Here is a 25,517-nt window from a genome sequence, read left to right as displayed (position 1 = left end):
CGAAGATAGAAGAATAAATTTATCGTACTGCAAGCACAGCAGTCGTATCGAGTGCTGACTGAATCTGTTGCAGAAACTGTTGAGGAGAATCTAGTCCGGCAGCATTATTATTCACTAATTGTCCCTGCTTATTTAAGATCAAATATCGTGGAACCGCAATTGAAGTAACGGTTGGGGAATTAATTTCTGTCCAAAGTTTATCGTATAGCTTTGAATCAACCTCTAAATGGTAACCAAATAATTTATTTTCACCAATAATTTGTTTCCACTTCAATTGGCGATCGAGCCTAAACCGATTGTTGTAAGAAATATAAAGAAACACCACATCCTTACTCGCTACTTTTCTCTTAAAATCATAAGCGGTTTTTAACTGTTTTAAACACGGACCACAGCTTACCGACCAGATATCAATTACTACCACTTTGTTTTTGAATTGTGGCAGTTCGGTAATTTCTTTAAATGAAGCTAGTTTTTGTTTCGGGTTGATAAATTTGATATCGTTTGAGTCGATATATTTTAAGTAGTTTGAAAGATATACAGCTGCACTACAGGCAATAATTATAAATAGCGGAAATAAGATCTTAAATACCTTAGAGAGCAAGTTCATTTTGTGGTAAAAATTTTGCAAGCATCAACAAATAGTTTGCCGAGATTATGCGAAACTACATTTATAGCTTTTTTAATGAAGAAACACGGTTGATTGAAAGTAGTTTAAGAATACTATTGGGTGCAGTTGTAGGTTTTTTATTACTTCTATGTACTTCATTTATAGCGCTTTCACAAACTGTAAACACTAAAAAAGAACGGAGTGTTTCGTACTATAAGCTTTCTTTTGAAAACAGAACCGGTGATTTAACTGACACTTTATTTTACAATCCACAAAGACTTCTAGTTTGGTCTGATTTTAAAGCTGCACCCAGAGCAACCAGCTCTTATTCGGCCGCTGCTTTTACCGGATTTGGTTATACAGGCAAAATAAGATACAGTAACGATACCGCAATTATAGCTATCAGACTCGAAGTATATTTCATTAAACCTTTTTCATGGGTACATGAAAATTCAAAAAACAATTACGCCTTGGCTCATGAGCAACGACACTTTGATATTACCTACCTGATTACTGAGCGTTTCAAACAACGTTTACTGGAAACTGATTTAGATGCCGATTATGATAGTATCATTCAATATCAGTATATACAAGCTTATAGAGAAATGAACCGCTTACAAGAAAAATACGACAATGAAACAAGGCATGGGTTAATTGAATCGGAACAAGAACGCTGGGAGCGACAGGTGAAGGCATGGTTGGATGGAATTAAGGATTAGTTGTTTTTGAAAGGTTTATCTTTTTTACTAAGGTTTTTTAGAAATACTTTGAAGGTGTAAAAATTTCGATATATTGCCGCTCCTTTTTGAAGTTTTCCTCTAAAATAAACCGTGGGTATTGAAAATATAGAAATATGGCCAGATCATGAGCTATTGTCGTTTATGCAAAACGATGATCGGTCTGCATTTGAGAAAATCTATAATAAATATTGGAGCGGTTTATACCTTTCTGCTTACAACCTTTTGAGAAACAAACATGAGGCAGAGGATATTGTGCAAGAAATTTTTGTGCAATTATGGCTTAAACGTCATGTTCAGGAAATTCAAAATTTAAAATCTTATCTACACACCGCGGTTCGTTTTCAAGTATTCAAAGCTATTCGCGACGGTAAAGCCCATGAAGAGTTATTTGAAGAGGTTGAGAGGATGTTTAATGAAAACAATTCAGAGAATAGGATAATAGCTCTGGATATACATAACAGGTTAGATCAAGCAATTAAAACATTGCCCGAGAAATGTCAACAGGTATTCGTTTTAAGCCGAAAAGAACAATTGTCAAACATAGAAATTTCGGAACGATTAGGCATATCACCCAAAACTGTTGAAAATCACCTAACAATAGCCTTGCGTAGGGTACGTTCATCTATGGGCGATGTTTTATTCTTTTCAGCCCTTTTCCTCCTTAATAATTGGAAATAATTCCCTGAGTATCAATTAATATCTTTCTGAATCTTCCCATACCCCTGTCTTTATTTAATTCCGTTTTTCCAAGGTTTAATTAAGGTTGAACTATTTTACTGATAATCAACATTATATCTTTTTGTTAATAAAAAATTAACATTTTCTTTCATTTTCATTGGGGGGTACTGCTGTTTATTGGTACATACATATAGATACAATCAAATATGGATAAAAAGCTGTTTTTCGAAATAATCGATAAGTTCTTAAAGGGAAAGGCAAATCCTAAGGAACAAGAGCTGTTATTTAAGCAGTACGACGCATTCCAAAAGAATGGGCAGGATTGGGATGATAGTGAACACGGTGAATACGAAGAAGTTCGGACATCTATTTATGAGCGCATTAGGAGTGAAATTGATAAGAAAGAAAAGAATTTATTTAACCGCCATTGGGCTAAAATAGCTATTGCATCCTGCTTGTTAATTGCCTGTTCATTAGTGGTTTATTTTAGAAATAATAATGACATACTGGGAAACAAAGTGGTTTCAAGCCAAGTCATTAAACCTGGAGGAAATGAGGCTACACTTACACTTCAGGATGGCTCAAAGGTTTTGTTAAATGCTGTTAATATCGGTGAAATAGCTCAACAAGGTAATATTAAGATAACTAAAACCAAGGATGGGCAATTGGTCTATACTATTGCTGCTAACAATGATAATGATGGCATTCAAACAGAATCATATAACTCTATTGAAACTCCAAGAGGAGGGCAATACCAAATAAATTTACCTGATGGGTCAAAGGTTTGGCTCAATGCAGCTTCATCTTTAAAGTATCCAACAGTGTTTAAGGGCACTGAAAGAAAGGTGGAGCTTACTGGGGAAGGTTATTTTGAAATTGCCAAAGATAAAACTCATCCATTTAAAGTAATTACTCAAAATCAACAGGTTGAAGTACTTGGAACCCATTTTAACATCGATGCATATAATGATAATGGGAATACAAAAACGACTCTTCTTGAAGGCAGTGTGAAAGCAGGCTTAATCAATTCAAGTGACTCAAAAACATTAAAGCCTGGGGAGCAAATGATTGTTAATCAACAAAAAATCAGTGTAATAGAGGTAGATACTGAAGAAGCAATTGCCTGGAAAAACGGCTATTTCATGTTTAATAATGAAAGTTTGGAAACCGTAATGAACAAGATAGCCAGATGGTATAATATAGACATTGATTACAACGGAAATAAAATAAATAAAACATTCGGTGGCTCAATCTCTCGATTTAAAAATGTAAAAGATGTTTTGAGTATGCTTGAGTTAACCGGTTCAGTTCACTTTAAAATAGAAGGAAGGAGGGTTATTGTTATGCCATGATTTCTACATGATTACATGGACAACAATGAGAAATCAGGAGCACTGCCATGCCCCTGATTATAAAGGGGTTGTTCATTAAATGCTTATCCTACTAAGAATCTATTTACTTAAACCCTAACTATCAAATGTATGATTTTTTATACTGAAAAGTTATTTAAAACAAATGGTAAAATTTTCAAATTCCTACTGGTTATGAAACTTACCCTTATTATGATGATTACCACCTTTCTGCAGGTAAGTTTTGCGAGTGGGCAAGAGGTTAGTATATCTGAAAAAAATATTTCATTAGAAAAACTATTCAAACGCTTACATAAATCTACGGGCTATAATTTTCTTTATGATACAGAAGTGCTTAAAGAAGCAAAACCTGTTTCGGTGCAGGTTAATAATGTAAGTGTTGATTATGCCTTAAATCAAATTTTTAAGAATCAGCCTTTAGCTTATACTATCGTTAAAAATACAGTTATTGTACAGCCTAAAGCAGTTAAGGATGTAGTTGCGCCTGTAACGGAGGTTGCTTTGGTGAAAGTTTCCGGAATTGTACAAGATGAAACTGGCCAACCTTTACCTGGTGTAACGGTTAGTATCAAAGGCACCAGTACAGCTACTGTAACAAACGTTAATGGTAAATATTCAATTCAGGCCGAAGTGGGTAGTACCATTGAGTTTTCGTTCATTGGTTACAAAAAACAGACAATTACTGTTCGTTCCGGTACAGCAGACATTAACGTAAAATTAGTGCCTGAGGAAAAGGAGTTGGAAGCTGTAGCTGTTGTTGCTTATGGTAAACAAAAGAAAATTAGCGTTGTTGGTTCGCAAGCTACAATTAAACCATCCGAATTAAAAGTTCCGGTAAGAGACCTTACAACAGCCCTTGCAGGCCGATTGGCCGGTATTGTGGCGACTCAAAGAAGCGGTGCGCCAGGTGCTGATGGTTCAGAGATTTTTATTCGCGGTGTAGCTACTTTCGCAAGCAGCCCACAATCGCCATTATTGGTAGTTGACGGAGTGCCTGATCGATCTATTAATAATATTGATCCGGAAGATGTTGAAAGCTTTACGGTTTTAAAAGATGCTTCAGCAACGGCTGTTTATGGTACCCGTGGTGCCAATGGCGTAATTTTAATACATACCAAAAAAGGTAAAATTGGGAAGCCTCAAATTAATGCGGAGTTTAACCAGGCTTTTTCACAGTTTACTTCATTGCCAAAGTTTCTGAATGCACCCCAGTTTATGACCCTTTACAATGAAGGCTTGGTAACGCGTGGACAATCGCCTCTTTATACAGCAGAAGAAATAGAAAAACATGCAAGTGGTGTTGACCCAGATATCTATCCAAACGTTAACTGGTATAAAGAGCTGTTTAATAATTATGGTCATAATAATAGATTTACCCTTAATGTAAACGGAGGTTCAGAAAATGCGAACTACTATATATCTGCTGGTTATTTTGGAGAAGTTGGACAATTTAAAAGCGATGCCATTCAGTCATATAACTCTGATTTAAAACTAGATCGTTTTAACTTTACCAGTAATGTGGGGGTTAATGTTACCAAAACTACCAAGTTAGACCTAGGTATTAATGGTTATATTTCTAATATTAATGCACCAGGTTATGATTCTGGAAATCCTGAATCAATTTTTGATGTTGCAACTAATACGGCACCCCATATTATTCCGAAGCAATATTCAAACGGGCAGTGGCCGCAACTATCAGGAACAGTAGCCAGCCCGTATATGTATTTAACGCAATCAGGGTTTACCAATACCTATAAAAATCAGATACGATCAAATATTAAGGTTAACCAGGACCTGAGTGAAATTATTAAGGGCTTATCAACTTCTGCAATGTTTGCAGTTGACGTTAATGCAACTAATAATTTAATCAGGACTAGAACATTGCCCACTTATTATGCGAATGCGGTTGATGGCAGGGGACCTGATGGTAGTTTGGTTACCAGCATTACTCATCCAGGTGAAAAATATTTGTCATTTGATCTAAAACGCTTCGGCGACAGACGATTCTATACCGAAGCTGCTTTAAACTATGCAAATAAGTTTGGTGTACATGATGTTTCAGCAATGATATTGGTTAATCAGTCTGATTATAGCGATGCAACAGATCATGTAAATAAATGGTTATTAGCAATCCCTTATCGTCAAAGAGGCTTGGTGGGAAGAGCTAATTATGGTTTTAAGGATAAATATTATGCCGAAGCGAATTTCGGTTATACCGGTTCCGAAAACTTTGCGCCCGCTAATCGTTTTGGATTATTTCCATCAATTGGTGCTGGTTGGGTAGTGTCGAATGAGAAGTTCTTTAAATCAATAAGCGAATACATTCCTCATTTAAAACTGCGCTATTCCTATGGTACTTCCGGAAACTCAAGTTTGAATGTTCTTAACGATCCTGACGGCCGCTTCATGTATATTACAAGGATACAAGATGGTGACGGATATTCATTTGGCGAAACTGGAGGAGGTTATATCAATGGTTACAAAGAAGGTTTGGTAGGTAGCAATGTTCGTTGGGAAACTGCTTATCGTCAAAACTTGGGTTTTGAAATGAATCTTTTCAGAAATGACCTTGAATTGATCGTGGAATTGTTCAACGAAAAAAGGGATGGTATTTTAATGAAAGATTATACGCTCCCATATAACTCTGGTTATACTTATGGAAGTATTCCATATGGCAATGTTGGTAAAACGAAAAATAGAGGTATTGATGTTACCTTAAATTATACCCGTAACTGGTCTCCGAAGAACTTCATTACGTTCAGAGGTACCTTCAATATGAATAAAAACTTAGCCGTTTATGATGGCTTGCCTCCTTGGAGATATGCATATCAAAATCAAACTGGTCACGCAATCGGCCAACGTTTTGGCTATGTAGCGCTAGGATTGTTTAAGGATCAAAATGAGATTGATAATGCAGCTCAACAAAGCGGAGATGTAAGGCCGGGTGATATCAGGTATAAAGATTTGAACGGTGATGGGAAAATCAATGATGATGATGTAACGGCTATCGGCCTGGGTAATATACCACGCATTATCTATGGCTTAAATATTGGCGGGGGCTTCAAAGGGTTTGATGTTAGTCTATTTTTCCAGGGTGCAGGTATGATGGACTTTAGTTATTCAGCCGGTTATGCTACTCAGCCTTTCTCGGAAGGAGCAACTATGGGCAACATGTATTCAGAAGTTCTTGATAGATGGACGCCTGAAAATCCTAATCCTAATGCCTTCTATCCACGTTTATCAACCAATCAGACTGTAACTACTAACTATTATTCAAGCACCTGGTGGATTCGTCGTGCCGATTATCTACGCTTAAAAAGCGCAGAGTTAGGCTATAACTTTGATGGACACTCTTTGAATAAAATTGCGATAAAACGCTTGCGCTTATTTGTAAACGGAACCAATTTATTAACCTTCTCAAAATGGAAATTCTGGGATCCAGAATTAGGAGATGGAAGAGGTACTGCGTATCCAAACATTTCAACATATAACGTAGGTGTTCGTGCAAACTTTCAATAATTGACTTCATATGAAAAATATATTAATAAAAGTAAGTTTTGTTTTTGCCTTATGCGCGGCATTAACTACTACCGGATGCAGAAAAGATTTTTTTGATTCAGTTCCTGATGATATTGTTAAGGTTGACGAAATTTTTTCTAACCGTGAACAATCGGAAAGATGGCTTGCCGGAATTTACAGCACTGTGCCTGATATTTGGGATATACGCTACACTTACCTTTACCCATTAATGAGTGATGAATCGGATGCAAGTAACTGGATTAATCCTGCAATCAATAGTGGAGCTATTAGTCCCGGTAACTCAACAGCAGGTTTCATGGGGTATTACGAAAAAATCCGTTTGGCAACTATTTTTATCGAGAACATTGATAAAAACCAGGAAATTACATCTGCTGCTAATGGTGATGGAATCATCAGACAATATAAAGCTGAAGCTCGATTTTTAAGAGCTTATAATTACTGGTTGATGATGAAAGAGCAAGGCCCGGTGCCTATAGCGCCATTGCAATCAGCTAAGCCTGATAACAATTATCAAATTCCAAGAAGTTCATGGGATGAGTGCGTAAACTTTGTACTATCAGAAATTGCCTTGGCTAAACAAGATCTGCCATTGCTTAATTATAGCTATGGTAGCAATACAATTGATCCTACAAAAACAGGCCGGATCAATAAATTAATAGCATTGGCCGTTGAGTCGCAGATTAAATTATATCATGCAAGTCCATTATATAACGGAAATACGGAACTAGCTGATTTTAAAAACCTGGACGGAAAGCAATTATTTAATCAAACGTATGATGCTTCACGTTGGGCGCAGGCAGCCGAAGCTGCTAAAGCTGCAATTGATGCAGCTGAGGCTGCTGGCAAAAGCTTATACCAAAAAGCTGATTCAGATCCATTTAGAGCAGCCTTTTTATCATGTCGTGACCTGTATTGGGATGGAGTTAAAACAGAAGGAATTTGGTTGAGACCACAAACTAGTATGGATTTGTACGAAGCACACGTAGCTCCTCGTTCAACCGAAGGTACCGGATGGAATGGCCTTTCTGTTGTTCAAAGTTTGGTTGATGATTTCAGAATGAAGGATGGTTCATCAATAGCAGGCAATTCTTCATATAATGAAAATACGTATGCAGCTGCGGGAAACCAATATTACGCTACCGGAACAAATACCATGTATACTAACCGTGAACCTCGTTTTTACGCTTACGTTACCTTTAATGGTGCTGTAAATCCTTGCGTTGCGAAGGCTAGTACTGGTTCAACTAACAACTCACGCGTAGAGTTTTTCAATACAGGTAATTCTGGTAAGGCCGGCGCTCCAAGAGATTTTCCTAAAACAGGCTATACTATTCGCAAAAATCTTAATCCTGCATTTAGTATGCTTTCGTTCACGTCGACGTATCGTCCTGCCATGATAATTCGCTTGGCTGAGTTATATCTAAACTATGCGGAAGCATTGAACGAAGCAAATCCAAGTAGTTCAGATATCCTAAAATACCTTAATAAGGTTCGCACTCGTGCAGGTTTACCTGCTTTAACAGCAGGGTTAAGTCAGGATCAACTGCGTAAAGAGATTCGCTTAGAAAGACGTATTGAACTATGCTTTGAAGCCGGGCATCGTTATTTCGATGTTCGCCGTTGGAAAATTGCAGATAAACCGGGTTCTAACCAAGGTGGTGAATTCTATGGAATGAGCATGGAAAAAGGAACCTATTTGAGTGATCCTGCTTTCCACACTCGTACTGTTGCATACACTAGAGCACCATGGCAACGTAAATTCTATTTCATGCCGATGGGACAAAATGAAATGGACCGTAATAAGCAATTGGTACAGTTTCCTGGTTATTAAATCTTGGCATAATGCCTTTCATGATTTATTAATCTAAAAATGATCTTAAAGTAATTCATTCACTAATTCTAAATGATTTATAATGAACATAGCAAAAATATTAGCTCCGGCATTTTTACTTGCAAGTATAGCACTAAGTGCTTGTGAGCAAGCTTCGGAGCCCTATAATGAACTAACAAATTCTAAAGAAGGTGCTTTCGTGTATATAGGCCAGGTAAAATCGTCAGTTAACGAGTTAACGCTACTTCCGTTTACTAATGAAGAACGTACGTTTACGTTCAGTGCAACTTTTGGCTCATTAGGCTATCCCAAAAATGATATACCTGTTAAGTTTATAATTAATGACAGAGCATTTGATAGTGTTAATACAGTTCGCCAGGCAGAGGGATTTCCTTTGTATGAGAAATTTCCTGCTGATGCCTATACCCTTTCAGGTACTGAAGCCACTATTCCTGCGGGCGAGCTCACTTCAAACATGTTAACTCTGAAATATATTGCGAGTAAATTTGATCCTAAGAAACAATACTTAATGCCAATCACACTTCAGCAAGCAGGAGGATATGCTGTAACTCGGGAGAAAAGTACTGCTTTTGTTGTAGCAAGGATAGCTGAAAAGCGAGCCAATACTGCAGGTTGGATTGCAACGGCCTCAAGTGAACAAACTTATTGGGAAAATACAGGTTTAGCCTCGGCAGTATTAGACGGGGATCCGGAAACGTATTGGCATTCACAGTGGGCTCCAGAGTCGCCGGAGTTTCCTCACTGGTTACAGTTTGATATGAAAACAGTAAGAACTGTGACCAAAATCGCAATGTTTCCACGTATGTGGGATGAAAGAGGATTCACCAAATTTAAGATTGAAGGCAGTTTAGATGGAGCAACATGGATTACATTAGGAAATAATCTAACATTTGATCCTACTAAGAATGAAGATGGGGATGCTGCCCAAGAGTATCCTATTACGCCTACAGAAATACGCTTCTTAAAACTTACAATGCTCGAAGGCAAAATGGGCGCAACCAATTTGTCGGAGTTTATTGTTTATCAATTTTAAGTCAATTGTTTTTAAAATTATAAAATGAAAAGGAGGGAGGGATACAATAGTATCCCCTCTCCTTTATTTATTAAAACAACTTAAGTTGGAAATCAACATGTCTTTTAAACATACTTTTGGCTATTTAGCCTTTCTTTTAATATTATCAGTTTCGTCTTGTTCTGACAATGAGATAAAGCCTAATGATCCCACGGTTAAACCCAATCCTGATCCAGGGTCAAACGTAACCTTTGTAGGTTTTAAGGTCGACTCGGTTTTAACAGTCTCCGAAATAGTTTCAGCTGAAAAAGAGCGCGTTCGCTTGGGCATTACCTTCCCACATACAGATTTTGAACCTACAGGTTTTTACCTTCCTGCTAATGGAACATTAAAGATAAAGGTTGAACAGGTTGCAGGAAATCGCTTACCTAAATTAATGATTGGTACCTACTCAAGGTATTTGTCTCTAAATACAGGTGCAACTACGGGAGTTCCAGAGATTCAGCTGGTTGCTGGAGAGAATACGATTAAAGACACGAAAGGTCAGGGTGGTTTACTGTATTTCAGGTATGCTAACTACAGCCCTAGTGCCAAAGCAAAGGTTTCATTCATTAGCGGTTTTAAGCCTGTCCCATTCTATGTAAAAGGGAAAACGAAAAAATCGGAATGGTTAAGTATGTTGGCACAGCTTAATGATGTGCCCGATGTTCAGTTAGTTGGCGACAAAGTGTTTATCGTTTCATCGTTTACTAAGGCATTGCAATATAAAGATGAAGATCAGGATGCTGTGCTGAATAAAATTGATGAAATGGCACATCAGGAGAATGTGATTTCCGGGCTTGATAATTCCTCTTATGAGCATCAGGAAAGTTCGTTGCGTATAATGATGACAGAGCATGATGATCCCAACGCTTTTATGTATGCCTGGTACTTTAGAACAGCATACACCAAAAGTGAGATGGATAAAATATTAACACTTAAAGGAATTGGAACTAACGGATGGGGACCATGGCATGAGTTCGGACACATGCATCAGCAAAGCGCCTGGACCTGGGGTGCATTGGGAGAAGTGACTGTTAATATATATAGTTTAGCTGTTCAACGCTCTTTTACTCCAACGGCTAATCGACTAAGAGATGAAAAGAGTTGGGATGCTGCAGTAACTTATTTAAAATTACCTGATGAGGATAAGGATTTTAATGGATCTACTGATGGGAAGGACGCTGCCGGTCATGATATTTATCGATATAAGTCTCCAGTAACCGATGTATTTGTTCGCTTGTGCATGTTTCAGCAATTGCAAATTGCTTTTGGCGATCAGTTTTATATTTCATTGCATAAATACACTCGTTCATACCCTCCGGTAATTAACAACGATGACGACAAGATGAAGTATTTTATGACCAGGGCTTGTAAAATAACGGATAGAGATTTAAGTGATTTCTTCAAAAAATGGGGATTAAGGCTTTCTTCTCAAACTCTAACTGACGAAGCCTATAAGGCCATTAGTGATTTACAACTTGCTAAACCTGATAGAGATCTGACATTGTTAACTGATTAATTTTGTTTACGATGGATGGCATTAGTCTCCAAAGGGTTTGTCAACTATTTGGTAACTATTCACTGGTATTATTGCTTAGCTAGATTGGTAATTATCATCCTGTAGGACGTATGTAACAAATAGAAACACCGATCTTAATAGTTTATTTTAGGTGTGAAATCTTTTTTATATCAACTTAAATCACTTTATGAAAAGAATACTGTTGGTGTGCTTATTGGCATACGGGCAACTTGTGTTTGCCCAAAATGCAACTAAACAGACTGATGATTTACTTCCCAAAACCAGTGGTGCGCTTACTTTAGGGCAAAAGGAGTTTTTACTAAATGGAAAACCATTTTTAATAAGAGCAGGAGAACTTCATTTTCCTCGGATACCCCGTGAATACTGGGATCATCGTATTAAGTTGTGTAAAGCAATGGGAATGAATACCATTTGTATTTACCTTTTTTGGAATTTTCATGAGCAAAATCCTGATCAGTTTGATTTTAACGGGCAAAAGGATGTAGCTGCATTTGTTAAGCTTGTGCAGGCAAATGGCATGTACTGTATTGTGCGACCTGGTCCATACGTATGTGCTGAGTGGGATATGGGTGGATTGCCATGGTGGTTACTGAAAAAAGCTGATTTAAAGGTAAGGACCTTGGATGATCGTTATTTTGTGGAGCGCTCAGCCAAGTTCTTAAGGGAAGTTGGAAAGCAATTGGCTCCGTTACAAATCCAAAATGGAGGTAATATTATAATGGTACAAGTTGAAAATGAGTATAGTGGATTTGGTAATAGCTCTGAATATATGGAGGCAACTCGAAAAAATCTTAGAGCTGCAGGGTTTGATAAAGTTCAACTAATGCGCTGCGATTGGTCCTCTACCTTTGACTCCTACAAAACCGACCCAGAGGTTGCTATTACGCTCAATTTTGGTGCGGGCTCAGATGTAGATAAACAATTTAAACGGTTTCAGGATGCATATCCCAATGCGCCGTTAATGTGTAGTGAGTATTGGACTGGGTGGTTCGATCATTGGGGGCGGCCACATGAGACCCGTTCCATCAGTAGTTTTATAGGGAGTTTGAAAGATATGATGGACAGGAAAATATCTTTCAGCTTGTATATGGCTCATGGAGGAACAAGTTTTGGGCAGTGGGGTGGCGCTAATTCACCTCCATATTCGGCAATGGTTACTTCTTATGATTATAACGCTCCAATTGGAGAACAAGGAACAACAACCGATAAGTTTTTTGCCGTTCGTGATTTGCTCAAAAACTACTTAAATCCCGGTGAGCAATTAGGTGAAATTCCTGCTCCAATTCCGTTAATTTCAATACCTAAAATAACCTTTGAAGAAAGGGCTTCTTTGTTTGATAATTTGCCACATGGGAAAAATTCTGAAAGCATTAAGCCAATGGAAATGTTTGATCAGGGCTGGGGCAGAATCAATTACCGAACAAAACTAACGGAGTCTTCAATTCCAAGAAAATTAATCATTACCGAAGCGCACGATTGGGCCCAGGTATTTATAGATGGAAGACTTATTGGCAAACTTGATCGTAGAAGAGCAGATAGTATTATAGAAATTCCTAAAACACGCGCCAATGCAGTTCTTGATATTTTAGTCGAAGCAACAGGCCGTGTGAACTTTGGCGAAGCGGTTATTGATAGAAAAGGTATTACCGAAAAGGTTGAAATTTCGGATGGAAGTACTACTAAAGAACTGAAAGATTGGACAGTTTATAATTTTCCGGTTGAGTACCGGTTCCAGTCCAATATGAAGTTTTCAAAGCAAAAAGGGAATGGTCCCGCATGGTACAGAACTAAGTTTACTCTTGATCAAACGGGCGATACCTATATCGATTTGAGTACCTGGGGAAAAGGGATGATTTGGATAAATGGCTATAATATCGGCCGCTTCTGGAAAATTGGTCCGCAACAAACTTTATTTATGCCGGGTGCATGGCTGAAAAAGGGGGAGAACGAAATTATTATTCTTGATTTGGAGGGGCCGAAGGAAGCGGCTATTCAAGGCTTAACTGAGCCCATCTTGGATAAGATCAAACCCGACGCTTCATTGTTAAATAGGAGAGAAGGGCAAAACCTGGTTTTGGAGAATGAGAAGCCAGTGTATGAAGGAAGTTTTGACGCAGCTGAAGGATGGAAAGAAGTTCACTTTACCAATAGAGCGAATGGCAGATACTTCTGCTTTGAGGCATTAAGCGCCCAAGGTACTAATGATAATAATACTTCTATAGCAGAGCTTCAATTGCTAGGAAAAGATGGAAAACCTATTTCAACCCAAAAATGGAAAGTGATTTATGCTGATAGTGAGGAAGTAACGGCTGCCAATAATTCTGCAGATAAAGTCTTTGATAATCAGGAATCAACTTTTTGGCATACTCAATACATAGGAGGTTCACAAACCGCTAAACAACCGCACCAAATAGTAATAGATTTAGGAGGAGCTGTGGAAATATCTGGTTTCAGATATTTACCTCGTTCGGATAAAAGCAAAAACGGTATGGTTAAAGATTATCGGGTGTATCTAAACAATTCAATTTTTAAGGGTTTGTAAGTGATGAAAGGTTAAACGCGGTTGGCGCAGCAATCCTTTATTTCTGATTGTCTTCAGATTTTGACTTGTGATATCAGATAATACAAAAAAAGCGAGGCTACCCTTTTTAGGCAGCCTCGTTTTATTTTATAAGAATAAGAATTATTATTGAATCCCTAATTTGGTCATAATTTCTGTACTCACTCCAGTTGATGAATAGCCACCGTCGTGAAATAAATTTTGCATGGTTACCATGCGTGTTAAATCAGAGAATAAGGTTATACAATAGTCAGCACATGATTCAGCATCAGCGTTACCTAAAGGAGCAATTGAATCGGCAAAGTCATAGAAATCGCCAAAACCTTTAATACCTGAACCTGCAGTTGTTTTAGTCGGTGATTGCGAAACAGTATTGATTCTGACTTTCTTTTCAATTCCATAATGGTAGCCAAAGCTTCGTGCAATTGACTCAAGCATAGCCTTAATATCAGCCATGTCAGTGTAAAACGGATAAGTACGTTGTGCAGCCATATAGGTTAATGCAACCACACTTCCCCATTCATTAATTGCATCTAGTTTTTTCGCCACGCTCAACATTTTATGTAACGACATTGCCGATACATCAATGCCTTTCATATAGAAGTCGTAATTCGATTCGGTATAAGGTATGTTTTTGCGAATGTTCACACTCATGCCTATAGAGTGTAACACAAAGTCAATCTTTCCACCCAAAACTTCCTGTGATTGAGTAAAAAGATTAGTTAGTTCATCAACATTGGTGGCATCGGCAGGAATAACTTTTGAATTGGTTTTTTCGGCCAAAGCGTTTATTTCACCCATGCGCATAGCAATTGGGGCATTAGTTAAAACAAAAGTAGCTCCTTCTTCATGGGCCTTTTCTGCAACTTTCCAAGCAATAGAATTTTGATCTAAAGCACCGGTAATAATACCTCGTTTACCTTTTAATAAATTGTAAGCCATTAGTATAAATTAGATATAGTTTGAGGCGCAAAAGTAACTTTATTATTCAATTTACGGTTATAAAGGAGTTTTGCATTATCTGAAAGGAGTATAAAGCGTATTTGTATAGGTTATCTAAGTGAATAGCTATTTTCTCATCGAATAAGCTTACTTCTTTTCTATTGGGGCCGGAAACCAATTACCGCTCAGTACATCTGGTTTAGCAGCATACAGACGAAAGATTAATGCAAAACCCTTTCCTTTGGGTGTTGGCAGCCAGTTGACTTCAGGAACATTCTTGGGCATAGTAGGGGCTAAGACAATAGATAATGAACCGTCGGTATTCATTTTCATGCCTGAAACATTGCTTCGCCCATATCGCTTTAACGAATTTTCCATTACGCGATAATCAGGCAGGTTGTATAATGTAACCGACCAAAACGCATTTACCATCGAATCTGGTAACTGTGTTGACTGAAATTTTAGCTCATAGGTATTGCTTCCATTTAGTGGGTCGTTATTACTGTCGGTTAGTCCCACAAAATAAATTAGCTCCTTAATCTGGTTTGCCCATAAGTCACTATAATTAGTAATAGCTCTGGCTATTACATTATTACCAAAATGACCGGCAGCGTATGAAACCGACCATCCACCATTTGGTATGTCAAAACCTTTTGTACTTGAAAGAAAAACGGGAATGGCTTTAGCCAACACCACCGAATCGATATGTTTACTGGCTTTCAGGCTGGATTTTCTATAAGTCGTGACTTTTTTTACTATTTCCTGCATTTGTGAAGCGTTAAGCATTGCATCAGGGTAGGAAGCGATTATTGCTTCCGCCTTATCAAATATTTCTCCACCAATGGGGTTGGCATGTGTGAAAATAGGAATTGCAAGCGGTGGATCTATCTGTATGCCTTCCGGCACAGTAAGGGTAAATCGCCTTTGAAGATTTACCGCTTCTGCTGGACTGTTTTTTAATTCAACATTGGCCAACATTTTTATTTTAGCTGCCGGCAGATAAATACGTACTGCATCAGAAGGAATGGTTGGATTTGTCCCTATAATGGTCAAGGCAAATTTGCCATAAGGATGTTTTGGGTAATTATGCTCGTTGATGTTGGTAATTACCTCGCCCCAACCATTCAGCAGCTGCACCGTATAGTAACGTCCTTTCACCTGTGGTACATTTAGTATTACGGCGTGCGATGAATCTACGGCTATCCATGCTTCTAAATTGGCTACATCGAGGTTAGGAATTGCAAAAGTAGTCGAACCAAGCGGGGTGTATTTTATTCTATTGTAGCCAACTTTCTCTTTATTGATATCAATACTCTCTTGTTGAATCACCAGGTAGCGACCGTATAAATAGGTCCATGCATCCGCAATATTCTCATCAGAAAGAGTATTGGAGGCGACGGTATCACTCTCTGTTAGGTTTGTGCTTTTAGTTTGTGCCGATTGCTTACAGGCGATACAGGTCGATATAGCCAGCAATGCAATAAAGATTTTATTCATAATGCTTTTTGTCATTAATGACATTTAGTTTATTGATAAGGTTAAGAAGAGCGTTTTTAATTTAATCTATTTCCATAACAAATCATATTCGTAAAGGCTTACTGAGCTAACATTGTTAATGGAATTCACTATTTATTTTATTAGCCAATCGATTTGTTTTAAGTTTGCGCCAAGTTTTAACACCTGTTAAATAATCGCTCAAAATTTAATAAATCGTCTATGATTCGTCACTTTCGTTGCAGCATCATTCTTTTTTCGGCTGCCTTTATTTTAAACTCATGTGCTACTGCGGTAAAACCGGTAAAGCCGGCCGCTGACTATTCCAAAACCAAGGTTATTTATACCAAGGAACTTTCAACGATTCAACTGCCGGTTGAAATGTCACTCAATGAAATTCAAACTCAAATAAATAAACAGTTAACGGGCTTACTGTATGAGGATAATTCTTTTGAGAACAACAACAAGGACAATGTGATGCTTAAGGTATGGAAAGTGGGCGATATTGTGGTTGATGGAACCGGGAATGAATTTAATATTGTTTTGCCTATTAAGATTTGGGCCAATGTTGGTTGGGAAGTAGAAAAGTTTGGAGTTAAGCTTTCTGATTTCAGGGAAGTACAGTTTGCCGCTAAAATTAACCTGACTTCTAAATTAAGTGTGAATAACTGGAAGATGAATAGTGCAACTACCATCAATTCAATTGATTGGTTGGAGTCTCCTACAGTTAAAGTGTTGGGTAAGAATATTCCGGTAACTTATCTTGCAAATTCGGCCATTAGCATGTTTAAAACCCGTATTGCTAAAATGGTTGATGAGCAGGTAGAAAAAAACATCGATTTTAAACCGCAAATTGTTGATGCACTTAAGAAACTTACCACACCAATGGAGGTTTCGAAAGAATATAACACCTGGATCAATTTCGAACCACAATCGTTTTATGCCACTCAGCCTACCGTGGTAAATAAGCAATTGAAATTGGGTTTGGGCTTAAAGACTTATATTGAAACAGCTATTGGTCAGAAACCTGTAGTTACTACCACTAAGTTTGAACCTGAAATGTTGAACGTTCCAAAGATCAATGATGATTTTAATATTAACATAGTTTCATTTGTAAGGTACGATAATGCAGCCCGTTTGCTACAGCAATCGATGGGAGGAAAAGTTTTCGAGTTTGAGGATGGAAAGAAAAAGGTGAAAATAGATCAGATCGACCTGTGGGGTAATAATGGTAAGCTGATTACAGCTTTAACGCTTTCGGGTTCATATAATGCTACTGTTTATTTAACAGGAGTTCCGTTTTATGATCCGAAAACACAGCAGATAAGTTTACAGCAGGTAGATTTTGAACTGGATACTAAGAGTAAGCTGATTAAGACTGCAAATTGGCTCGCACACGGAACATTCACCAAAATGATAGAAAATCAGGCTAAATTTTCAATAGCCGAACAGGTGAAAGAGTCGATGAATAAAGCCCAATCGTACCTTAATAATTATCAGATCTCAAAAGGTGTATTTGTGAAAGGCAAAATATCGGATTTGAGTCCTGATAAAACTTATCTGACGCAAAATGCCATTGTTGCTACTGTAGTTGCAAAAGGTACTATGGCGATTAAGATCGAAGGAATGTAGTTTGATAATATTTAATTTTTTTAAATCAAAAACGGCTCGAGTATATAAACACGAGCCGTTTTTGATTATGTTAATAGCTTTAAACTAATCCCGAAATTTCAACCACTTCGTTAACATCCGCTAAGTAGTCAACCTTAGGTACATCAAACCCGAATAGGTTTAAGAAATCAGTTTTATAACCTGGTAAGTCGCCAATTGCAGGAAGGTTTTCTGTTGTAGCTTGTTCCCACAGCGCAGCAACCTGTGCCTGTACATCATCGCGCATTTCCCAGTCATCAATACGGATTCTTCCTTTTTCGTCAGTTGGAACAGCACTGCCGTTGAATAAACGCTGCTCAAACAAACGCTGGATCTGCTCAATACAACCTTCGTGGATGTTCTTTTCTTTCATTACTTTATAAAGCAATGAAATGTACAACGGAATAACAGGGATTGCAGAACTTGCCTGCGTTACTAATGCTTTGTTAACCGATACATATGCCTTACCGTTCAGGTCTTTCAATTTATCAGAAATGCCGAATGCAGTTGCTTCCAAATGATCTTTTGCACGGCCGATAGTACCTTTGCGGTATACAGGCTCTGTTAATGATGGGCCAATGTACGAATAGGCAACAGTCGTAGCACCTGGTGCAAGTGCGCCGGCTGCTTTTAAGTCATCGATCCACATTTCCCAATCTTCACCTCCCATTACTGCTACAGTATTTTCGATGTCCTCATCAGAACAAGGCTGAATCGTAATTTCAGTTACAATTCCTGTATGAAAATCAACAGTTTTATTGCTGTAAGGCTGCCCAATTGGTTTTAATACTGAGCGATGAGTAACACCTGTTTTTGGATTAGTACGAACAGGTGACGCCAGACTGTAAATAATTAAGTCTACTTGTCCTAAATCAGCTTTAATTAAATCGATTGTTTTTTGTTTTATCTCGTTTGAAAAGGCATCGCCGTTAATGCTTTTCGCATATAACCCAGCATTGTGAGCCTGCTCTTCAAATGCTGCAGTATTGTACCAGCCTGGTGAAGCTGTTTTTCCTTCTTGTGGTGGTTTTTCGAAATATACACCAATAGTAGCAGCCCCAGAACCAAAGGCAGCGGTAATTCTCGACGCTAATCCAAATCCGGTTGAAGCGCCAATTACTAATACTTTTTTTGCGCCTTCAATCTGGCCTTTTGATTTTACATAGTTAATCTGGTTTATTATGTTTTGCTCACAACCTTTTGGATGTGCAGTCAAACAAATAAATCCACGCATTTTAGGTTCAATTATCATGTTTTGTGTATGTTTTATTAGTTAGAGGAAAGCAATGGTGCATTCCAAATTAATTGGTTTGAGTTAATAATTCCTTCGCGTTTAATAATGCGTTTTCTCCCGGATTTTCTCCACTAAGCATTACGGCAATTTCTTTTATGCGTTCATCCTGGTTGAGTTTGCGTATTCCGGTTGAGGTTAGTCCATTCTTACTTTCTTTATAAACAAAGAAATGAGTTTGACCCTTGCTTGCAATTTGTGGTAAATGGGTAATGGTTATTACCTGCATGTTTTCGGCATACTTATGCATCACATTTCCCACTTTTTTTGCAACCTCGCCAGAAACCCCTGTGTCAATTTCATCGAAAACAATAGTAGGCAAGGCATTGTATTTTGCTGATAGTCCTTTAATAGCTAACATTAATCGTGAAAGCTCACCGCCTGATGCAACTTTATTTAATTCTTGGGGTTGAAAACCTTGGTTAGCCGAGAATAAGAATTTGATTTGATCAAGCCCATTAACTGATAACTGATGGTCTTCAACTAATGTATTCTCAATTCTGAAAACTGCATTTACCAAGCCAAGCTCTTTTAGTAAAGCCGATACTTGCGTCTCTACATCTTTCATTGCCAGGCTACGTTGGCTGGCTATTTTCTTTGCCTGAACAATTAGTTTATCAAACTCTTGCTCCAGTTGTTTTTTTAGTTTTTCAATTTCTTCATCAGCATTATTAAAGCTGTTTATCTTCTCATTTAGCGTATGCTGCAAGTCTAGTAGATCTTTTACAGATGATAAACGATGCTTTTGTTGTAATCTATAAATAAGGTCTAAACGCTCGTTTACAAAATCCAGACGCTCCGGATCTATTAAAGTTCGTTCAGAAAGTGCTTCAACTTCGGTACTGATATCTTTTAATTCAATTTGAACACCTCGCAAACGCTCAGTTAAGTCGGCAATATGAGGATTGTATTTTTCAAGTGATGAAATATGATGAATCGCTTCTTTTACCTGGCCAATTATTGGAGTCTCACTTTCGTCAAGTAAGTAGAAGGTATTAGACAGATTGGTTTTTATTTCTGAAGCGTGGGAAAGCAATTGTTGCTCTTGTTCAAGTTGCTCCTGTTCTCCCTCAACAAGCTTAACGGCTTCTAGTTCATTAAACTGAAACTGTAAATAGTCGATCTCGGCTTTTCCATCAGTACTTTGATTTATTAAAGCTTCTAGTTTCTGTTGATTCTTTTTGTATGCTTTAAAGCAGCTTTTAAAGGCCTCAACTTCGGGTTTGTGTTGGGCAAAGCCATCAACCACCTGCAGCTGAAAAGCTGATGAGTTAATTTGCAATGTTTGATGTTGCGAGTGAATATCGATCAACTGCTCTCCAAGATCCCTAAGTTGGGAAAGGTTTACCGGCGTATCATTAACAAAGGCTCTTGAACGTCCATCGGCCGTTATCTCTCTGCGGATGATAGTGTTCGATTCGTAATCAATATCATTTTCAGCAAAAAATTCGTGTAGGTTGTATTTTTCTATATTAAATGCACCTTCGATAACACACTTGGTGTCATCTTTAAATAAGGACTTTGAATCGGCCCGTTCACCCAAAATTAATCCTAATGCACCCAGAATTATTGATTTTCCGGCGCCGGTTTCACCGGTGATAATGGAAAGGTGATTTGAAAACTCGATATCGAGTTGATCAATAATGGCGTAATTACGTATGGAAATCCGGTTTATCACAATAAAAGCAGCACTAAAATTTGACCCGCTAAGGTATAAAAATTGAACGTTTAATTTTTAGTGCCTTGCTCGTATTTGCTATAATTTGATGGATCGACTGTTTTTAGCAGTGCGAGTATCTTGTTTTTTTGCGTTTGATCGGCTTTTTGGAGTATTTGGGCTATCTCTTCATTTTTGGCAGTAAAGAAAACCAGAAATATAAAGGCCGTAGGTTTATCTCTGTAAGGCCGTTCCAAAAGCAAAAGGGAATTCAACAGATCAACTCTACCTTTATCAATATTCCCGTTGAAAATATCCAGTCCTTTACGGTGATAAAAATAGCTCGCATCTCTAACCGGTTTGAAAATACTGTTTAATAGGTTTTCAGAAAGCCAATATCTGTTTGTGTTATTTTCAAATGCTTTCCACCCAGCATATGGAGAGTTCTGAGCTTGGTTAATTACATTTTGTGCCTTTGCAAAATAGGGAGTTCCACCGTCTAACGAAAATGTATCATAATCCATACCCACAATTATATTTGCATAAAATGCAAGCAGCATGGCAAGGTTGCTGTTGTTAGGCGAGTTTTCATTGTATTCCAATGCTTCAAGCTCCGAGTAGGTAAATTTCCAGTCGCGATCCTGAATGTTTAAAACAGGGGTATTATAAGAGGTCCCAAAAACAGGGCGCGATGATTGAATTTGTGCACTGGCATCGAACTGAGAACTACCGTCCCAATTATTCACAGTAATAATAATGCTTGCTTCAATTTTCTCTTGCGGCTGAATATTATCATTCGCCCATTTCTTACCGTTTATAAAATTGGTTATCTGGGTTTCCAATGTTTGGAAAATTCGCGTGTCTTGTGTGGAAACTTTGGCAAAAACTACAGAAACTCTGCAATTCAAGTCTTGTGCAAAACTGTTTACCGATAATAATACAGCTCCTAAAAATGGTATGAGAATTTGTTTAAGCATGCAGTAAAGAAACAATTTTATTAACAATATCTTTTGCTACTTCCGTTTTGGGCTTCAAATCAAATGATTCAATGGCTCCCTTTTTATCTAAGATGCTGATTTTATTGGTGTCCTTCTGAAAACCGGCTCCCTTGTCATTTAACGAATTTAGTACGATGAAGTCAAGGTTCTTTTTCTCAAGTTTAGCTTTGGCATTATCTAATTCGTTATTTGTTTCTAGGGCGAAACCCACTAAGAGCTGATTAGGTTTCTTCTGTTTACCTAATTCTCCTAAAACATCTTTGGTTTTAGTGAGTGCAATAGAGAATTCGCTTTCAGTCTTTTTTATTTTCTGACTGGCAACTTCAATAGGGGTATAGTCGGCTACAGCAGCGCTCATTACGGCGATGTCAATTACGGGGAAAATACTTGAACATTCGTCAAGCATTTCTTTCGCTGAGGTTACCCTTATTGTTCTAATGTTTTTATGCTGAGTTTGCAAATGAGTAGGCCCGCTTACCAAGGTGACATTAGCACCTTGCATGGCTAGTTCTTCAGCAATAGCATAACCCATCTTTCCACTCGAATGGTTACCGATAAACCGGACAGGGTCAATTGCTTCAAAAGTAGGGCCCGCGCTTACCAACACTTTTTTCTGGTGCAGTGGTTTATCAGTTGAAAGTTCAGATTGAATAAAGTCGAATATATCTTGCGGTTCAGCCATCCTGCCTTCTCCAATTAATCCACTTGCCAATTCTCCATGTGCAGGTTTAATCAGCGTGTTTCCGTAAGCAGTTAATTTACCGATGTTCTTCTGGGTAGCAGGGTGTCTCCACATGTCCAAGTCCATGGCAGGTGCAAAATAAACCGGACATTTTGCTGATAAATAAACAGCAGTTAACAGATTGTCGCAAATACCATTAGCAAACTTTGCAATCGTATTTGCACTAGCAGGTGCTATAATAAAAGCATCTGCCCATAAACCAAGTTCAACGTGGTTGGTCCATTCGCCCATGTTGTTCTTAACAAAGTCGATATTAACCGGATTTTTTGAAAGGGTTGATAGTGTTAGTGGAGTTATAAAATCGGTAGCGCTTTGGGACATGATTACCTTAACCTCGGCTCCGGCTTTAATAAATAAACGAACAAGCTCAGCCGATTTATAAGATGCAATACTTCCACAAATACCGATTGCTATTTTTTTCGATGTTAGCATTTATCAAAAATGCGTGAAAAATGCATTAATACAAAGGAATAGAAATAAGAATATTTGCAGGAAGATAGGATAGGGAGAAATGAAAAGAGGCAATAGTTAATATTGCCTCTAAATCATTATTCTTTAGTTGGATTTCGGAAGTAAACCTTGTCTTCCAAAAACTCTTGTGTTGCAATCAAAGTAGGCTTTGGAAGACGTTCGTAGTATTTAGAGATTTCTATTTGCTCTCTGTTTTCAAACACTTCTTCCAAATTGTCGCTTGATGTTGCAAATTCCGACAGTTTACTGCCAAGTTCTTCCTTTAGTGAAGAAGCAATCTGGTTGGCTCTTTTCGAAATGACAACTACACTTTCATAAATGTTTTCAGTGTCTTTATCAAGCATTCTCACGTCACGTGTAACGGTCGAATTTGGAACATTGCTCTTTAAATTTGACATATGCGTATATTCTGAATTATTGATTATTTACTTGTTTATTCTCTGAAGCCTGCTGCACTTTATTGATGGCTTCTAACTCTTTTGAGGCAGCATTATAATATTGTTTTGCTTCTTTTAAGAACTTGCTCTCAGGAAATGTTTCTGCAAATGAATTATATGAGTCTACAGTAATGGTATAGCGCTCTTCCTGGCGAACTTCAATACTGTTTTTTGCATACAGATAGTTACTCTTTATAATTAAGAACTCAATCTCTTCGCGATAAGGAGTATCAGGGAAATCTCTTAATGAGTTTCTGAATGCAATCACCGCCGATTTATATTCACCGATGGTTAAATATAATTTAGCATTTTGAAATGATTTGTTTTCAAGCTTATTTCTCAGTGCGTCAATCATTCGGTTACATTCCGAAAGTTTCTTGCTTTCAGGATATAACTCAACAAATAATTGAATTGCTTCTAATGCTTTGTAGGTATTAGCCTGATCTAATGAATAGGTTGTAGGTGATTCTTCATATAGACATTTAGCAGCCATGAAGCGGGCCTCTTCAGCATACTTTCCATTTGGGTATTCATCGGCTAATGTTTTAAACTGAAATCGAGCTTCCATAAGATCGGCACCTAAGTAATAGGTACTGTAAGCCATTCCATAAGAAACATCTTCTGCCTTAGCAGTTCCTTTATAAGGTATTAATAACGACTCATATAAATCATGGGCTTTCTGAAAATTTGAAAAGCTTCCGCCTTTTTTATTTTTTATAGCATCACGACCTTTATTAAAGTATTCAACAGCCTTTTCGTACTTCTGTAAATTGTCGCCGCTCTCCTTTAACTTTTCGTAACCACTCTTACAACCCGAAAGAACAGCAATAGAGATAGCTCCAAATATATAAATGCGCTTTATTGACTCAGTTTTAAACATCCTGCAAAGATAGATTTAATTTTATTTATATCAATTGATTAAAGTAAGTTACTAATGGTAATTATTTAGTGTTTAGATAGCATTACATAAACGAATAGAGTATTGCTTTCTTATATCCTCCAGCTAATTTATTTATTATAATATATACGAGCCTATTTGATTCTCAAAGTTGATATACACAGGTGCTTGCTTATACCTTATATATAATAGTATTGTCTCTTTCTTAATTGTGATGATAAACCTGTAATCCTTTTAATAGGCGGAGGTACTGCTCAGTAAAACTGTATCTGCCCTTATCTATATAGTACTGGCCGTTTATGTATGATGATAAACAAGGAAAAGGCTTTCAACTATCAATAGTCTGTTAATAGATCCATATCCTTCTTTTAGAATTTACTATAAATATATACGATGAGGCGGTTTTCCTATCTGATAGATATAGTGTTATTACATATTATTACACTTCTTTAAACTTTTTCTCCCAGACCATCAGCTGTTTAAGGATCGTATTGCATAAAAAAGTAAAAAGAGTTTGGCGGGGGATGGAAAGTTTCTACCTTTGCACTCCGCAATCGGAAGGAGGGCGGAAAGGTTTGAAAGGGTGGTTTACAGGCAGGAGCAGGGGAAAAGAGCAGCAGCAGCCGGTAAAGAAAAGGTTGAAACGGAGCTGAAATTTATTTTAAAATAAATTTGGCAAAAGCGAAAAAAGTTTTCACCTTTGCACTCCCGAAACGACGGGGTTTGGATGAGTAAGTCATCGAGACGAAGAGATTGAAAAACTGGCATAGCGATAAGGAGAAAGCAGAAAGGCGAGAAAAAAATAAAAAATAATTCTTGCGAAAACAAAAAAGAAGCTTACCTTTGCAGCCCCGCTGAGACGGAAGGTCTAAATCGAAAAAAGAAAGCCGGATAAAGAGGACGCCGAAAGGCAAACAGGTTCGACTCCTGAAGTATCCACGAAGGATTAACCAACGGGTTAGTCAAAAAGTTCTTTGAAGAGATGAGAATAGCGCA

At 37.7% G+C, this 25,517-nt stretch carries 18 protein-coding genes; 9 read left to right on the top strand and 9 right to left on the bottom strand.

Annotated features, from left to right (window positions below):
* Window positions 1-19 precede the first annotated feature (19 nt).
* Window positions 20-607 (bottom strand): TlpA family protein disulfide reductase, encoded by a 588-nt coding sequence (locus NF867_RS17905; RefSeq protein WP_252589773.1) that lies wholly within the window; start codon window positions 605-607, stop codon window positions 20-22.
* A gap of 47 nt (window positions 608-654) precedes the next feature.
* Here NF867_RS17905 and NF867_RS17900 point away from each other — a divergent pair, with 47 nt between their 5' ends.
* The 8 genes from NF867_RS17900 to NF867_RS17865 all read left to right on the top strand — a co-directional run bounded on the left by NF867_RS17900 (window position 655) and on the right by NF867_RS17865 (window position 13,923).
* The gene (locus NF867_RS17900) at window positions 655-1,326 is read left to right on the top strand and encodes a hypothetical protein (protein ID WP_252589772.1); all 672 of its coding nucleotides are present in this window, start codon (window positions 655-657) and stop codon (window positions 1,324-1,326) included.
* 111 nt (window positions 1,327-1,437) lie between these two features.
* Window positions 1,438-2,025, top strand: a complete 588-nt coding sequence (locus NF867_RS17895; protein WP_252589771.1) for an RNA polymerase sigma factor — start codon at window positions 1,438-1,440, stop codon at window positions 2,023-2,025.
* Window positions 2,026-2,231: 206 nt separating this feature from the next.
* A complete protein-coding gene (locus NF867_RS17890; RefSeq protein ID WP_252589770.1) occupies window positions 2,232-3,377 on the top strand; it encodes a FecR family protein in 1,146 nt (381 codons plus the stop codon).
* A 192-nt stretch (window positions 3,378-3,569) separates the two neighbouring features.
* Entirely contained in the window at window positions 3,570-6,914 is a 3,345-nt protein-coding gene (locus tag NF867_RS17885) for a SusC/RagA family TonB-linked outer membrane protein (RefSeq protein WP_252589769.1), read from the top strand.
* A 10-nt stretch (window positions 6,915-6,924) separates the two neighbouring features.
* Entirely contained in the window at window positions 6,925-8,766 is a 1,842-nt protein-coding gene (locus NF867_RS17880; protein WP_252589768.1) for a RagB/SusD family nutrient uptake outer membrane protein, read from the top strand.
* Between the two features lie 82 nt (window positions 8,767-8,848).
* Window positions 8,849-9,820, top strand: a complete 972-nt coding sequence (locus NF867_RS17875; RefSeq protein WP_252589767.1) for a discoidin domain-containing protein — start codon at window positions 8,849-8,851, stop codon at window positions 9,818-9,820.
* A gap of 97 nt (window positions 9,821-9,917) precedes the next feature.
* A complete protein-coding gene (locus NF867_RS17870; protein ID WP_252589766.1) occupies window positions 9,918-11,360 on the top strand; it encodes a M60 family metallopeptidase in 1,443 nt (480 codons plus the stop codon).
* Between the two features lie 187 nt (window positions 11,361-11,547).
* The gene (locus NF867_RS17865; protein WP_252589765.1) at window positions 11,548-13,923 is read left to right on the top strand and encodes a beta-galactosidase; all 2,376 of its coding nucleotides are present in this window, start codon (window positions 11,548-11,550) and stop codon (window positions 13,921-13,923) included.
* Between the two features lie 144 nt (window positions 13,924-14,067).
* Here NF867_RS17865 and NF867_RS17860 read toward each other — a convergent pair whose 3' ends face one another.
* Both NF867_RS17860 and NF867_RS17855 read right to left on the bottom strand, forming a co-directional pair.
* Window positions 14,068-14,883, bottom strand: a complete 816-nt coding sequence (locus NF867_RS17860) for an enoyl-ACP reductase FabI (protein ID WP_252589764.1) — start codon at window positions 14,881-14,883, stop codon at window positions 14,068-14,070.
* Between the two features lie 147 nt (window positions 14,884-15,030).
* A complete protein-coding gene (locus NF867_RS17855; RefSeq protein ID WP_252589763.1) occupies window positions 15,031-16,380 on the bottom strand; it encodes a DUF1214 domain-containing protein in 1,350 nt (449 codons plus the stop codon).
* 219 nt (window positions 16,381-16,599) lie between these two features.
* On the opposite strand from NF867_RS17855, the gene NF867_RS17850 reads away from it, so the two are divergent.
* On the top strand, window positions 16,600-18,009 hold the full coding sequence (locus tag NF867_RS17850) for a DUF4403 family protein (RefSeq protein WP_252589762.1): 1,410 nt from the start codon (window positions 16,600-16,602) through the stop codon (window positions 18,007-18,009).
* A 79-nt stretch (window positions 18,010-18,088) separates the two neighbouring features.
* Here NF867_RS17850 and fabV read toward each other — a convergent pair whose 3' ends face one another.
* The 6 genes from fabV to NF867_RS17820 all read right to left on the bottom strand — a co-directional run bounded on the left by fabV (window position 18,089) and on the right by NF867_RS17820 (window position 24,503).
* Entirely contained in the window at window positions 18,089-19,279 is a 1,191-nt protein-coding gene (fabV, locus tag NF867_RS17845) for an enoyl-ACP reductase FabV (RefSeq protein ID WP_252589761.1), read from the bottom strand.
* A gap of 49 nt (window positions 19,280-19,328) precedes the next feature.
* Window positions 19,329-20,996 (bottom strand): DNA repair protein RecN, encoded by a 1,668-nt coding sequence (gene recN, locus NF867_RS17840; RefSeq protein WP_252589760.1) that lies wholly within the window; start codon window positions 20,994-20,996, stop codon window positions 19,329-19,331.
* A 50-nt stretch (window positions 20,997-21,046) separates the two neighbouring features.
* Window positions 21,047-21,952 carry a type IX secretion system protein PorD gene (gene porD, locus NF867_RS17835; RefSeq protein ID WP_252589759.1) on the bottom strand — a complete coding sequence of 302 codons (906 nt, stop codon included), beginning with the start codon at window positions 21,950-21,952 and terminating at the stop codon, window positions 21,047-21,049.
* Entirely contained in the window at window positions 21,945-23,147 is a 1,203-nt protein-coding gene (coaBC, locus tag NF867_RS17830) for a bifunctional phosphopantothenoylcysteine decarboxylase/phosphopantothenate--cysteine ligase CoaBC (RefSeq protein WP_252589758.1), read from the bottom strand. Before coaBC ends, porD begins: the two co-directional genes overlap by 8 nt.
* 116 nt (window positions 23,148-23,263) lie before the next feature.
* Window positions 23,264-23,584: a DNA-directed RNA polymerase subunit omega gene (locus NF867_RS17825; protein ID WP_252589757.1), complete on the bottom strand. Its 321-nt coding sequence runs from the start codon at window positions 23,582-23,584 to the stop codon at window positions 23,264-23,266.
* A 16-nt stretch (window positions 23,585-23,600) separates the two neighbouring features.
* Window positions 23,601-24,503 (bottom strand): outer membrane protein assembly factor BamD, encoded by a 903-nt coding sequence (locus NF867_RS17820; RefSeq protein WP_252589756.1) that lies wholly within the window; start codon window positions 24,501-24,503, stop codon window positions 23,601-23,603.
* Window positions 24,504-25,517 lie beyond the last annotated feature (1,014 nt).

The sequence above is a fragment of the Solitalea agri genome (genome assembly GCF_023914155.1).
Classification (GTDB): domain Bacteria; phylum Bacteroidota; class Bacteroidia; order Sphingobacteriales; family Sphingobacteriaceae; genus Solitalea; species Solitalea agri.
The sequence above is the reverse complement of the archived record's forward strand: the minus strand, read 5'-3'. Positions and strand labels throughout refer to the sequence as shown.